The organism is Tumebacillus amylolyticus (genome assembly GCF_016722965.1).
In the GTDB taxonomy this organism is placed as follows: Bacteria; Bacillota; Bacilli; order Tumebacillales; family Tumebacillaceae; genus Tumebacillus; species Tumebacillus amylolyticus.
The window spans coordinates 47,219-60,603 of sequence record NZ_JAEQNB010000002.1; the positions used below are offsets into that span (position 1 = coordinate 47,219).

General features: G+C 55.6%; 14 protein-coding genes. 4 read left to right on the forward strand and 10 right to left on the reverse strand.

Annotation, left to right across the window (positions count from 1 at the left end; translation table 11 throughout):
* Nucleotides 1-40: 40 nt before the first annotated feature.
* The 4 genes from splB to JJB07_RS07125 form a co-directional block, all read right to left on the reverse strand.
* Nucleotides 41-1,066 carry a spore photoproduct lyase gene (splB, locus tag JJB07_RS07110; RefSeq protein ID WP_201632889.1) on the reverse strand — a complete coding sequence of 342 codons (1,026 nt, stop codon included), beginning with the start codon at nt 1,064-1,066 and terminating at the stop codon, nt 41-43.
* 22 nt (nt 1,067-1,088) lie between these two features.
* Entirely contained in the window at nt 1,089-1,586 is a 498-nt protein-coding gene (locus tag JJB07_RS07115; RefSeq protein WP_347338325.1) for a divergent PAP2 family protein, read from the reverse strand.
* A gap of 92 nt (nt 1,587-1,678) precedes the next feature.
* Nucleotides 1,679-2,755: a M42 family metallopeptidase gene (locus tag JJB07_RS07120; RefSeq protein WP_201632892.1), complete on the reverse strand. Its 1,077-nt coding sequence runs from the start codon at nt 2,753-2,755 to the stop codon at nt 1,679-1,681.
* A 134-nt stretch (nt 2,756-2,889) separates the two neighbouring features.
* Nucleotides 2,890-4,659: a B12-binding domain-containing radical SAM protein gene (locus JJB07_RS07125; protein WP_201632895.1), complete on the reverse strand. Its 1,770-nt coding sequence runs from the start codon at nt 4,657-4,659 to the stop codon at nt 2,890-2,892.
* A 62-nt stretch (nt 4,660-4,721) separates the two neighbouring features.
* On the opposite strand from JJB07_RS07125, the gene JJB07_RS07130 reads away from it, so the two are divergent.
* On the forward strand, nt 4,722-5,030 hold the full coding sequence (locus JJB07_RS07130; RefSeq protein ID WP_201632898.1) for a YunC family protein: 309 nt from the start codon (nt 4,722-4,724) through the stop codon (nt 5,028-5,030).
* 65 nt (nt 5,031-5,095) lie between these two features.
* Here JJB07_RS07130 and JJB07_RS07135 read toward each other — a convergent pair whose 3' ends face one another.
* A complete protein-coding gene (locus tag JJB07_RS07135) occupies nt 5,096-6,343 on the reverse strand; it encodes a glycosyltransferase family 2 protein (protein WP_201632900.1) in 1,248 nt (415 codons plus the stop codon).
* Nucleotides 6,344-6,545: 202 nt separating this feature from the next.
* Here JJB07_RS07135 and JJB07_RS07140 point away from each other — a divergent pair, with 202 nt between their 5' ends.
* Together JJB07_RS07140 and JJB07_RS07145 are read left to right on the forward strand one after the other, a co-directional pair.
* The gene (locus JJB07_RS07140; protein WP_201632903.1) at nt 6,546-7,541 is read left to right on the forward strand and encodes a phosphotransferase; all 996 of its coding nucleotides are present in this window, start codon (nt 6,546-6,548) and stop codon (nt 7,539-7,541) included.
* Nucleotides 7,542-7,574: 33 nt separating this feature from the next.
* Nucleotides 7,575-8,195 carry a DedA family protein gene (locus JJB07_RS07145; RefSeq protein WP_201632906.1) on the forward strand — a complete coding sequence of 207 codons (621 nt, stop codon included), beginning with the start codon at nt 7,575-7,577 and terminating at the stop codon, nt 8,193-8,195.
* A gap of 41 nt (nt 8,196-8,236) precedes the next feature.
* Here the strand turns inward: JJB07_RS07145 and JJB07_RS07150 are convergent, their stop codons facing one another.
* The 5 genes from JJB07_RS07150 to phnC form a co-directional block, all read right to left on the reverse strand.
* The gene (locus tag JJB07_RS07150; RefSeq protein WP_201634452.1) at nt 8,237-9,400 is read right to left on the reverse strand and encodes an MFS transporter; all 1,164 of its coding nucleotides are present in this window, start codon (nt 9,398-9,400) and stop codon (nt 8,237-8,239) included.
* A 52-nt stretch (nt 9,401-9,452) separates the two neighbouring features.
* Nucleotides 9,453-9,743 (reverse strand): hypothetical protein, encoded by a 291-nt coding sequence (locus JJB07_RS07155; RefSeq protein WP_201632909.1) that lies wholly within the window; start codon nt 9,741-9,743, stop codon nt 9,453-9,455.
* A 141-nt stretch (nt 9,744-9,884) separates the two neighbouring features.
* Nucleotides 9,885-10,697 carry a phosphonate ABC transporter, permease protein PhnE gene (gene phnE / locus JJB07_RS07160; protein ID WP_201632912.1) on the reverse strand — a complete coding sequence of 271 codons (813 nt, stop codon included), beginning with the start codon at nt 10,695-10,697 and terminating at the stop codon, nt 9,885-9,887.
* Nucleotides 10,694-11,476 carry a phosphonate ABC transporter, permease protein PhnE gene (gene phnE / locus JJB07_RS07165; RefSeq protein ID WP_201632915.1) on the reverse strand — a complete coding sequence of 261 codons (783 nt, stop codon included), beginning with the start codon at nt 11,474-11,476 and terminating at the stop codon, nt 10,694-10,696. The genes phnE (JJB07_RS07160) and phnE (JJB07_RS07165) overlap by 4 nt, the downstream gene beginning before the upstream one ends.
* 2 nt (nt 11,477-11,478) lie before the next feature.
* Complete coding sequence (gene phnC, locus JJB07_RS07170) at nt 11,479-12,252, reverse strand: phosphonate ABC transporter ATP-binding protein (RefSeq protein WP_201634455.1); 774 nt, start codon at nt 12,250-12,252, stop codon at nt 11,479-11,481.
* 210 nt (nt 12,253-12,462) lie between these two features.
* Between phnC and JJB07_RS07175 the strand changes: the two genes are divergently transcribed.
* Entirely contained in the window at nt 12,463-13,305 is an 843-nt protein-coding gene (locus JJB07_RS07175) for an HAD family hydrolase (RefSeq protein ID WP_201632917.1), read from the forward strand.
* Nucleotides 13,306-13,385: the final 80 nt, after the last annotated feature.

A 13,385-nucleotide genomic window follows, 5' to 3' on the forward strand; every position in this document is an offset into this window, starting at 1 on the left:
TCGAATTCCATCTCGGTCTCGGCTCATCAGCAGACCCTCTCTACGTGAAGTAATCAACCCGCGCCTCTGGGAAGTATTCCGCAATCAACGCCCGGAGATGCATGTCCAACGCCGTTGCATCGTCTGTCGGATACACCCACTTCCCTCGCCCGTACTTCCCCCATTTGTACTTGCGCTTCTCCTCGTCCATGTCGAGTTTCGTCTTCGGATACCGCTCCAAGATCACTTTCTTCGCCGTCGCCGTAAACCGATGCTGGATCAACTCAAACGTGAGATTCTTCTTGGCTTCCGGCACGAGCACCCGGCTCAAACGCTCGATCAACTCCGCATACCCCTCTTGCCACCCGTCATAGATCATCAACGGCGCGAGGATGAACCCCAGCGGATACCCCGCCTTCGCGATCTTCCCCGCCGCTTCGATCCGCTCCTCAAAATTGGCGACACCCGGCTCAAAGTTTTTGATCACATAGCGCGAGTTGATCGAAAAACGAAACCGAGTCTTGCCGTTATGCTTCGCGTCGAGCAGCGAGTCCACCTCATCGTACTTCGTGACAAAACGCAAACTCCCCAACTCCGACTCTCCAAAAAACTCGATCATCCGCTTCAAATTCCCCGTCAAATACTCCACGGCAATCGGATCGGACGAACAAGCCGCTTCAAAAACGGTTGGCTCCGGCGCCCGTTCATCAATGTACTTCTGCGCCGTCTCCAAAATTTCATCAATGTTGACGTACACTCGTATGTACGGTTTCTTGCCCATCGTCGTTTGGAGATAGCAATAATGACAGTGCCCCGGACACCCTGTCGACGGCGGAAGCGAGAAGTCGGCGGAAGGTTTCGAGGTCTCCAACTTCATCGTTTTTTTGATCCCGACAACGAGCGTGCTTTTCGCATTGCGGTACGCTTGTTGCGGCGTGTCGCCTGGGATGCCGGTTACCCGGTTGTGCGAAGTCGTGGTTTGGATCGGTTTGCCCTGTTCTTTAAACATCCGGTACAGACGATCCCCCACCTCATACTCCAACGCCTTCGGTTCAAAATACACATAGTCCGGCTCAAATTTCGACATGCCCTCACACCCCCTCACTTTTTCAAGTCAGTATCAGCGAGTACACCAACCCCACTGCCACGCCGAATGCCGCCCCGCCCGCCACCTCAATCGGCTGATGGCCGAGCAGTTCTTTGAGATGCTTGCGCTGGCGGCGCAGTCCACGACGGGAGAATTCAGGGTCGTCCGTCTCGATATGTTTGTCAAACGCCTCTTCCAGTTCGTTGATCGCCATCGCCTGCTCACCGGCATGACGGCGGATGCCCATTGCATCGTACATGACGATCAGCCCCAACACGCAGGTGATCGCAAACATCGTACTGCCCACCCCTTCGCGATACCCCGAAGAAGAAGCCAACGCCATCACACCCGCCGAATGCGAACTCGGCATCCCGCCCGATCCGAAAAAACGCGACCAATCCCACTCCCGGTGATACAAGAAGTGCAACGGAATCTTGACCGCCTGCGCCAAAAAAATCGCGGAAAAGGAAGCGACCAGCGGTACATTTTCAAGAAGTGAGAAAACCAACGTCTGAGACACCCCTTTCTCTCTCTCCCGTTAGTATGTCAAGAAACGGAAAAAACCCTCCTCCCACGCATGTGGAAGAAGGGTTCTTTTTAGAAAAAAAGAGATTAGTACAGGTGCAGTTCCTCAACGGTTTTCTTGTCGAGTTTCTTGATCACAGCCGTGATCAGTTCTGCCGCCTGTTCGAAGTCTTTGCGAGCCATGATCGCGGTATGGCTGTGGATGTAGCGGGTTGCAAAGCCGATGACGATCGACGGACAACCGATGCCGGTGAGATGGAATTTGCCTGCGTCGGTGCCGCCGCCTGCGAGAGCGTCGGTTTGCAGGTTGATGCCCAGTTCCTTCGCGGTGTCCATGACGAGATTGCGCAGACCTACGTGCGGAACCATCGACGCGTCGAAGATCATCATCAGCGGACCATCGCCGAGGTTGCAAGAAGCCGGGTACAGTTCAAAGCCCGGGGTGTCGTACGCGAGACCGACGTCGACTGCGAACGCGATGTCCGGTTGCACGAGGTTGGCCATGACTTGCGCACCGCGCAGACCGACTTCCTCTTGCACGGTAGCGCCGGAGAAGACGACGTTCGGGTGGTCTTGGTCTTTCAGTTGGTTCAGAACTTCAATCGCTACACCGCAACCTGCGCGGTTGTCGAGCGCTTTCGCTGCCCAGAACTCGCCGTCACGCATCTCGAAGAAGTCCGAAACCGGGATGATCGGGTCGCCCACGCGAATGCCCATGCGCTCGGCGTCTTCTTTGTCACGAGCACCGATGTCGATGAACATCGATTTGATCTCGGTGACTTTGCCGCGCTCTTCGGCCGTCAGCACGTGCGGAGCTTTGGAGCCGATGATGCCGATGATATCGCCATTGCTGGTTTTGATGCGGACGCGTTGGGAGAGCATAACAGCCGGCCACCAGCCGCCGAGCGATTGGAATTTCAGATAGCCTTTGTCGGTAATGTATGTAACCATCCAGCCTACCTCATCGAGATGGCCTGCTACCAAGATATTCGGGCCGTCTGCTTGACCCACTTTTTTCCCGAGGATGCCGCCCAGTCGATCGCGGACAATCTCGTCGGAAAGCGGTTGCAAATAGCCTTGCATTTTCTCACGTACTTCGCGTTCAAAGCCCGGTACGCCGTCAACTTCGGTCAGGTCTTTCATCATTTTTACTACATCTGACATTGTTGTTACCCCCTTGTTCTTCGTGTAGTGTATCCTTTTTGTACAAATCTACCCTTTGCCCCACTACCATAGTACCGAAATATTTCGGTTTTGTAAAAATAAATCCCCGTGCCCTTTCGGACCCGGGGTTTTTGCTACGCCAAGACAGGGTCGAACGCCGACATCGCGGCGTGGAAATACAGCGGTTCCCGCCCTTGGCCCGGCTCGTAGTACGCCACCAAGAGGTGAACATGCAAGTCCATCGTGCCCGGTTCGAACGGGATGGTTTCCAACAAGCAGTGCTTGTGGATATCTTGCTCGGTGAGTTTCAGAGCGGCGAACTCTGCGCCCATCATCTCCGGAGAGTCCGCGAGAGTTTGGATCAGGCGCGACGATGCCTGCTTGTCCAACGTGCGCTCCCACCAGATCGCACGCGGTTTGTTTTTGAACGCTTTGAGGTAGTCCAGCTTCATGAGACCGAGGACGACGTCCATCGACTTCGTGCCTCTTGCTTCGAGGAACTGCTGCAGGCGTTTGAAGAGGTCCTCCAACTGGTGACCGATGCGGTTCCACCCGCGCTCTTCCCAATAGTCGCCGAACTCTTGGAAGAAGTCGAACGGCGTCTGAAACTCGCTGCTCACCAGATACTCCATGGTCCGGTCGGCACGATGCGCGTTCCAGTACTTCTCCAACACGTCCTCCACGCGCTTGATGCGGATCACGTCGTCAAACGAGAGCACGTTGTTCGAGAGGATCTCATACGGCGCGTTGTCCATGTACTGGTAGCCGTACTTCTCCGCTTCGGCCCGCACGCCGGTGCCGCGCAACATTTTCAGGAAGCCGAGCTGCAATTCTTCCGGGCGCAGTTCGAACACGTCGTTGAACGTCTTGCGGAACGACGCATAGTCCTCCTCCGGAAGACCTGCGATCAAGTCCAGATGCTGGTCGATCTTGCCGCTGTTCTTGACGCCAAGCACCGTGTTCGTGAGCTTCTCCCAGTTCTGGCGACGCTGCACGATGTCGTTGGTGATGTCGTTCGTGGACTGCACCCCAATCTCAAAACGGAAGATGCCGGGCGGGGCATTCTCCGCCAAGAACTGCACCACGTCCGGCTTCAAGATATCTGCCGTGATCTCAAACTGGAAGATCGTGCCGTTGTGGTTCTTGATCAGGAAGTCAAACACCGTCAACGCATAGCGGCGGTGGATGTTGAACGTGCGGTCGACGAACTTCACCGTCTTGACCCCCGCGTCAATCAGGCGCTTGAGTTCGGACAGCGTGCGGTCGAGATCGAAGTAGCGCACCCCGGTCTCAATCGAGGAGAGGCAATACGAGCAAGAAAACGGACAGCCGCGCGAGCACTCGAAGTACACGACGCGGTTGACCAGCGTCGGCAGATCGTCGTCGTCAAACGGGGACGGGATTTCATCGAGCTTCATCTTGTCCGCCGGGAACGTCTGTTGAACACGCTCTTCGACATCGCGATACACGATGCCGGGCACGAGGTCGAGTCTGGCCCGCTCGCCCGTTTCGCTTTCCCGCTTCATCTCGGTCAAGACACGATGGAACGTTTTCTCCCCCTCGTTGATGACGATGCAGTCCACTTCCGGCAGACGTTCCAGCCACATCCGAGAGTCATAGGAAACTTCCGGTCCGCCGAGCACGATCTTGATCTGCGGATTGGTCTTGCGCAACATCTGGATGATCGGGATCGTCTCTTGGATGTTCCAGATGTAGACGGAGAACCCGACGACATCCGGTTTGCGGCTGTGAATATCCGCTGCGACCGACAGAGCCGGGTCTTTGATCGTGTACTCGCAGAGGTCGATGTCCGGGAAGTCCTCACGGGCATAAGCGCGGAGATAGCGCAGGGCGAGTGACGTGTGTATATATTTGGCGTTCAGCGTTGCCAAGACGATTTTCATAGGTGGCACCCCCAGGTGCATATGGTATGGTGATGTGCGAATGATTGAGGAGGAGGAGTTCGATGATCAACGTTGTTCCCATCCCGTTTGATGACAAAATCGCCCTCGGCATCTCCGTTCAACTGCCCAAAACGAACTTGATCGTGGTCACGACCGACATTGGGTACATCATGTGCGGTGCGCTCGATGTCGGGCTGCTCAACGAAAGACTGGCGTCGCGCGGCATCATCGCAGGCCGCGCAGTCGGTGTCAAAACGCTGGACGAATTGCTCGACGCACCTCTTGAATCGGTCACGTTTAAAATGGAAGAGATGGGCATCCCCGTCGGGACGATTGGTCGCGATGCCATTCGCCGTCTGTTACAAGGATAACCGAATACGAAAACAAACACCCCCGCCAACAGGCCGGGGTGTTTTTTCCGTACTCTTTGCGCAACTTAATTGCTCAATTCGTCGAGACGAATCGCACGGCTGTGCGCAGTATGGCTCCACGTCTTGTTGTTCTTGGTGAAGAACGCGATGACGGTGAGCGGGAACCACGTGAGCAGGAAGATCGGGTAGATCGGCAACGCCAAGTAAGCTCGCCATCCGGCTTTCTCCAAGAACATCGAGAGCGGCAACTGTGCATAAAGCAGTGCGTTGACGAGAATCCAGTACTGGGTCGGCAACAGCACGCGCTGCACGTTCGTAACGGCCCACCATTCCGGCATCACCAGTTGGAGGTAGAGCACGATCGACGTGACCAAGATGATCAACAGACGCATCGGTTGGAACAGATAGAGCGCCGCATCGAGCATGTGCCAGTTGCGGTGTTTGATCGACTTGCCAAGCAACGGCCAGAAGTAACGGGACGCGCAGTCGAAGTGACCTTGCATCCAGCGCAGGCGTTGCTTCCACGAGGCTTTCATCGTGTTCGGCTTCTCGTCATAGACGATCGCGTTGTGCGCCCAAGACGGGTACACACCGCGTTCGACACAACGAGCGGTGAACTCGACGTCCTCGGTAAGCGACGTAGCGCCCCAGCCCATCTCTTTGAGCAGCGGGGTGTCGATGCAGATCCCGGTGCCGCCCAGCGAGTTCGCCAGGCCGAGGTTGTAACGGGACAACTGCCAGCAGCGGTTCGTGTAGTAGTACGAAATCGCCATCGACACGGAAATCCACGAGTCGTTCGGGTTCTTGGTCGCCAAGTAGCCCTGAATGACGCGTGCGCCCGTCAGCAATTTCTCGTTCATTTCGAGCAGGAAGTTACGAGCGGCGAGGTTGTCGGCATCGAACATGACAACTGCGTCGTAGTCCTTCTCCTGTTCCCACAAGCGTTCCAACATCCACTCGATTGCGTGACCCTTGCCGCGCTTGGCGTCATCGAAGCGCTCAAACGCCAACGCACCCGCACGACGAGAAATCTCAGCGGTGTTGTCGGTGCAGTTATCGCAGATCACGAAGATATCGTACATGTCTCTCGGATAATCCAACGTTTGCAAGTTCTCAATCAACGGTTCGATGACTTCAGCTTCATTATGAGCCGCCACGAAGATCGCGAACGACTTCCGGGGAGCATGTGTGATCGTTTCTTGCTTCTGGCGGAGGCCGAACAGCGAGACACCAACCTGGTAGGCACTGAGCGCCCCGGTCAGACCTTGTAAACCAATAAAGGCCCCATCCGCTAGAGTTCCAAGAATACTCATTAAGTCTTCCCTCGCTTTATTGTGGCTTCTCCACATATGGTTCCATAGGATAGCATCTCAATCTGAGACACATTCTAGTCTACTATAACAAATATGCAATTCTCGGACAAGTATACGTCCATGATTCTAATTTTGTGAGAACTTCGCCTAGTCTGAACGAATATGAATAAAGGTACCGAATGATGACAGAGAGGTGATCGACATGCCGACAAACGCACAGCACATCGAAACGCACTGGGGTTTGCAAGTCTTGGAACTGGAGCCGTTCGGCCCGGTTTTCAAAGTGACCGCCACAGACGGCATTTACTGTTTCAAACGTGGAAAACACGGCCGCGGCCGACTCGGTTTTGACCACCATGCCATTGAATGTTTGGCAGAAAAAGGCTTCCACGACACCCCCCGCTTCTGCCACACCCTCGACGGAGCACCGTGGGCGGAGATCGAGGAGGAACCGTGGGTCCTGACCCCGTGGACAGGTCGAACGCTCGACGTCGGCTCGCGGGGAGAATGGCTGCAAGCGGCGGCGCAATTGGGTCGTTTCCACCACGCCTCTCACGGGATGGAGATGCCCGACGATGTGAAGCGAGTCGCTTTTTCCGGCAAGTGGTTGGCGCGGTTTGCCGAGCGCAACGAGGAACTTCATGCCTCGCTTGCAGCGTTCACCTCCCCTCGCAACGGATTTGAAGCCGAAGTGGTGCAAATGGCTGATGAACTCCGGGGATTGGCGGCGTATGCGACAGTGATGCTCCAACACTCGGCGTATGAACAAATGGTGCAAGACATCGAAAACTCCGCCACCCTCGTGCACGGCAACGTCAAAGCGGAAAACTTCACCGTCGACGAGTCCGGGCGCGTGTGCCTCATAGACTTCGACTCGTTCCGGCTTGATGTGTGGGTGCAGGATGTGAGCGACTTTCTGAGCAACGCATTGGCGGCGCACGGCTGGTCGCAGGAATTTGCCTGCGAGCTGTTTGAAGCGTACCACGCCAAACGCCCGCTTCGGCCACAGGAAGCGCCGGTTCTCATCGCCCTGCTCGCCTATCCCTACCGCGCCGTCAAAGTCATCCACAAGTACCACCACGAAGGTCGTTCGTTGGAAAAAACGCTCCGCAAGTGGCAGCGCACCCTCCATGACCTGAACTCTCAAAAAGTTTTCGTAAAGGAATGGGCAAGTTGGTTGGAAAAACGTGTACAATAGGAGGGACAATCGTAGACAAGGAAGGTATTGTACATGCACGCACTGCTTGAGTGGCTTTCCTCCATCGCCACCGGTCTGATTGAGACGTTCGGACATTGGGGAGTTTTCCTCGCCATGATCATCGAGAGCGCCTGCATCCCGCTTCCCAGTGAGGTCATTATGCTGTTCGGCGGCTTCCATGCCGAAGAAGGTCTGCTGACATTCTGGGGCGTCGTCTGGGCCGGAGTATTCGGCAATCTGGTCGGTTCCGTCCTCACCTACTGGGTCGGAGCAACCAAAGGTCGCGAATGGTTGGAGCGTTACGGTAAGTATGTCCTGATCAAGAAAAAACACATTGACCAAGCCGACCGTTGGTTCAAACGCTACGGTGAATGGGCGGCGTTCTTCGGTCGCAACTTGCCTGTCATCCGCACCTTCATTTCGCTTCCGGCAGGGATTGCACGGATGAACTTCGGCAAGTTCCTGCTGTTCACGTTCCTTGGCTGCTTGCCGTGGAACTACGTGCTTACCTACCTCGGATTCAAACTCGGTTCGAACTGGGGCTCAGTGGAACCGTACATCAAGCCGTTTTCTTACGGCATTCTCGGCCTGCTCGTGCTCGCCGTTCTGTGGTTCCTCTTGCGCAACATGCGCGGGCGGACGGCAACGAAATAAAAAAAGCCTCGACTCCCGGATGGGGTCGAGGCTTTTTTTGCTTAGGCAGTGGCTTTTGATTTGTCACGTCCTGCGAAGACGTAGTACAGCACGAGCGCCACCGCGCTCAAGATGATGCCCGAGACGTACGGGAACCCGGTGCCAATCGCATACAGAGCGCCCCCGACAGGCGGGCCGACGATTCGGCCGAGCGAGTCGAACGAGGAGAGCAGACCGGATGCGTTGCCTTGGCCCGCCGTCGTGCGCTTGGAAATCAACGCCGTGACGGACGGGCGCATGAACCCGTTGCCGATCCCGAAGATCGAGAGGTACAGCGCCGCGGTCCAGAACGAGTCGGTCAAGAGAATCAAACCGAAACCGACGGCCGAGATGACGAGACCCATCTGGATGACAGCGCCTTCGCCAAACTTTTTGATCAAGCGACCGATCAGACCCCCCTGTACGAGCGCGCCTGCAAAGCCCATGATCATGAAGATGTAACCGAGGTGAAGCGTATCGAGACCCGCCTTGTCCGCACCGTAGTACGCGAAGGTGGTCTCCAAGCCCGCCATCGAGACGGAGACGACGAAGTTCATGATGTACAGCGTGGCGAGGTTGCCGGAGAACGCTTTCCATCGCGATTCTTTGACGCCGCTTTGTTTACGCTTTTCCGGAGGCAGCGACTCTTTGAGCACGAACAGGACGAACAAGAACGTCACCGCCGACGAGATGCCCGCAATCAGGAACGGCATCGAATAGCCACCCTTGGACGCGATCCCGCCGATTGCCGGGCCGAATACGAACCCGAGGCCGACGGCCGCCCCGATCATGCCCATGCCCTTGCCACGCTCCTCAGGCAAGGTGATGTCTGCCACATACGCCGTAACGGTCGGCATGTTTGCCGAAGACAAGATCCCCGCCACGATGCGGATGGCGAACAACTCCCAGAGTTGACCGGCAAACGCAAATGCAAAAAACGACAGGGCAAGTCCCAAGATGCCGATCAACATGACCGGTTTGCGACCGATGCGGTCCGACACGCCGCCCCAAACGGGAGCGAAGATGAACTGCATCACTGAGTACACCGCCATCAAGAAGCCCAGTTGCAGGGACGATGCGCCAAACGACTGCGCAAAGAACGGAAGCACCGGGATGATGATACCGAAGCCCAACATGACGAGAAACATCACCAAGAAGAGAATCGGCAGTGCTTTTTTGGTTTGAATCTGTTCCATAATTCTCTCTTCCTTCTGTTTTAAATATGTCTAGGGGTGAAGATTACGAACGAGCTTTAAACGCGCGGGCGATCGACACACCGATCGCGGCTCCGATCAATGCGAAAATCACATCGACGACCAGCGGCGTTTCATTTTGACCCAACTGGATCATCGGCCCGAAGTTCAGGCCCAGCAAGTGAGAGCCGACAAACATAAATCCGTCTGCGAAGATTGCACCCAAGAGAATCCCGATGCCCTTGCGAGACGGTCGTAACAAGAGCGTCAGCAGGATCCCGGCGACGATCGAGGTGCCGTAGAGAAATGCCTGCAATTGCCAACCCATTGCGCCCATGAATGTTACATCCTCCTTCTGTCTGAGAAGCCAGTTTGCATACCTCATTATTGTAGACTACTTGTCGTTTCTATACCAGCATGTATAGAAAAAAGCCCCAAGGCTCCCTTGGGGCTTTTCACAAATTGGACAAAACGTATCTTACACGAGACGTTTGCGGATCGCACCGGAGATGAAGTCGATGATGACGACTGCAATGATGATCCCGATGAAGATGATCCCGACGCGGTTCCACGCCTGCGATTGCAGGGAGAACAGCAGCGGAGTCCCGATCCCGCCGGCCCCGACCATCCCGAGGACGGACGCTGCACGAACGTCGATTTCGAATTTGTAGAGAGCAAATGAGAAGAATTCCGGCAACACTTGCGGAAGAACGGAGAAGAACAGCGTCTGAATGCGGTTCGCGCCAACGGCGGTGAGCGCTTCCATCGGACCTTCGTCCATGTTCTCAATCGCTTCCGAGTACAGCTTGCCGATCATCCCGATGGAGTGGAAGCCGATGGCGAGCATCCCCGCGAACGGACCCGGACCGACGGCGACGAGGAACACGATCGCGACGATCAATTCCGGCAGCGTACGGATGACGTTCAAGATCCGTTTGCCGATCCACGAGATCCAGACGAAGCGCTTCGACATGTTGCGAGCGGCGAGGAAGCCGAACGGCACGGCGAGAATGGCGGCGGCCGACGTCCCGAGGAACGCGGTTTCCAACGTAATCAACATGTTGTCGACAACGCCCTCTGATTCGTTGAAGAAGGTCCATTCCGGATGGAACAAGCCTTGGAAGATGCGCTTGACGATCGGCATCGAGTTCAGGGCTTTTTGCCAATCGAAGGACATTCCCGTCGTGGACCAGAGAACTAAGCCGATAACGATGATCCAAGAGATCGTGCTGCTGATCTTTTGGCCGGTGGTCTTTTTCGGTGCGGAAAAAGTCTTCTGTGCTTGGCTCATAGCAGTTTCTCCCGAATTGCCGCACTGATCGAGTCGATGATGATCACAATGATCAGCGTGAACAGAATAATAGAGGTGACGTGCGTGTAGTTGAACAGGTCAAGGTTGGTCTTCAGCACCATCCCGATCCCGCCTGCACCGACGAGACCCAAAATAGCAGAGGCGCGAACACAGACCTCAAATGTGTAAAGTACGTACGCAACAAACGCCGGCAGTGCTTGCGGAACGACGGCGAACCCGATGAACTGCATTTTGTTCGCACCGACGGCGGTCATCGATTCCAGCGGACCCGGGTCGATGGTTTCGACCGACTCGTAGGTCATCTTGGTGATGATCCCGAACGAGAAGAACACCAGAGCGCCGACACCCGCCAGCGGCCCCAAACCTGCGATGGCAACGAAGATCGAAGCCAGCAAAAGGTCCGGAATCGTACGGACGAAGTTCAGAATGACGCGGGTAATACCGGTCACCCAACGGTTGACGAAGACGTTGCGAGCTGCGAGCAGAGTGAACGGAATCGCAAGGACTGCCCCGAGGAAGGTCCCGAGAATTGCCATTTTAAGCGTTTCCATCATCGGCTTCATGATCGACTTGAAGTAGACGAAGTCCGGCGGCCAGAGCTGGGACAGCATGTCGCCGATGTTCGGCAAGCCGGTCCACAGATCGACGAAGTTCACTTTGATCCCGATGTAACTGAATACATAAAGCACGGCAAGGATCAGGAAAATGAACGTGTACTTGAGCTTGGACGGTGGTTTGATCGCTTTGGACTGGTTCATGCTTAGGCCTCCACGGTGCCGAGCAGCTCGTCCTTTTGAATCTTACGGCCGTAGATTTCGGCAAACACGTCGTCGGTCGCGTCTTCCACCGGACCGTCGAATACGACTTTGCCGGCGCGCAGGCCGATGATGCGGGTGCCGTACTTGCGAGCCAGGTCGAGGAAGTGAAGGTTGACGATGGTGGTGATGCCGAGTTCTTGGTTGATGCGCTTGAGGTCATCCATGACTTGGACGGTGGTCAGCGGGTCAAGAGAGGCGACCGGTTCGTCGGCGAGGATGATCTTCGCTTCTTGCGCCAGAGCGCGGGCGATGGAGACGCGTTGCTGTTGACCACCGGACAGTTGGTCGGCACGAACGTACGCCTTGTCCGGAATGTTGACGCGGCGCAGCGCGTCGTGCGCGAGTTCGATGTCGCGTTTCGGCCACAAGCCGAGGAGCGTGCGCATCGTGCCGTGGTAGCCGACGCGGCCGGACAGGACGTTGCGCAGAACGGTCACGCGCTTGACGAGGTTAAAGTTTTGGAAAATCATACCGATGTCACGGCGGATGCGACGAAGATCGGCACCCTTTGCCTTGGTGATCGATTTCCCGTCGATCAAGATCTCACCCTCAGAGATCTCGTGGAGTCGGTTCATCGCACGCAACAGCGTGGATTTCCCCGCACCAGAAAGGCCGACGATGATGACAAATTCCCCCGGATGAATAGTCAGATTGATATTATCCAGGCCGACGGTGCCATTGGGATACACCTTTTTCACTTTGTTGAATTGAATCATCATTCTCCCAACTTTCGTTTCGGTCTAGTTGAACATGTCGTTTTAGGATACAGACTAGTGTACCCAAAGCAAGGACAGCAAGTACCATTGTACTCAAAACACTACCTGATTGGAAGAGTTATGACGTAAAATTTTGACTAAACGTGTCGAGTGCTGGTCTCAATCTACATTTGCGTTATAATAGGTCTCACAGAAAGGATGGTACTACCTATGGATCTTTCCAAAGTCAGCCTGATCATCTACGACCTGGATGGTACGCTGTATGAAGACACGCATCACTTTGATTATTATGCAAAAGAACTCCGGAAGCGTCTGCCCGCAGAGGCGCAAGAGGCTTTCCAAACCGACTACGAAACGGCGCGCCGAGATGAACATCCCTTGCGCATCGGACGTACATACGACGCCAACCGCGATCTGATCCTCGTGCAGATCAAGGGCGACGTGAGCGAAGTCTATCGTTGGGACGGGACTCCCCTTTCCGAATCGGAAGTGCGCGAACTCTACCCGGACAAAGTCGAAGTCAACCTCGTGGACATGTTCTCCGTGGGCGACCTCTGGTGGATTCCGGGTTGCATCTCCCGCCATTACGGGTTGACGGATGCACAAACGACGGAAGCATTCTTGGCGACCCGCGAGTTTATGATGGGGCCGGACTTCCACATGAACAACATCGAAGGGTTGCGAGACGCGCTTGCACAATCCCGCGCCAACGGCGTCAAGCAAGTGCTCGTCACCAACTCGCCGCAGCCGGACTCGGAGAAAATTCTCGACAAGATCGGGCTCTTGGAGTCGTTTGACGAGAAAGTCTTCATGGCTCGCAAGCCGTCCGGCACCAAAGCTGTGTTCGAACGAATCAAAAACCAGTTCGACGTCCCGTACGAGAACATCCTCTCGGTGGGGGACAACTGGGTGAACGAAATTCTCCCGGCGATGGAGCTCGGTTCCCAAACCGTCTACATCGACCCGCACGACATCGGCGTCAACCTCGAAAGCACCAAACGCGTGCAGTCGATGACCGACGTCCTCCCCTTCATCGCAGGTGCAGGGAAGTAAGACCACGCACGAAAAAAGACTCGGGCCACAACGGCTCCGAGTCTTTTTTTGCAGAAGTCAGGGACGTGTTGGCTCCTCTG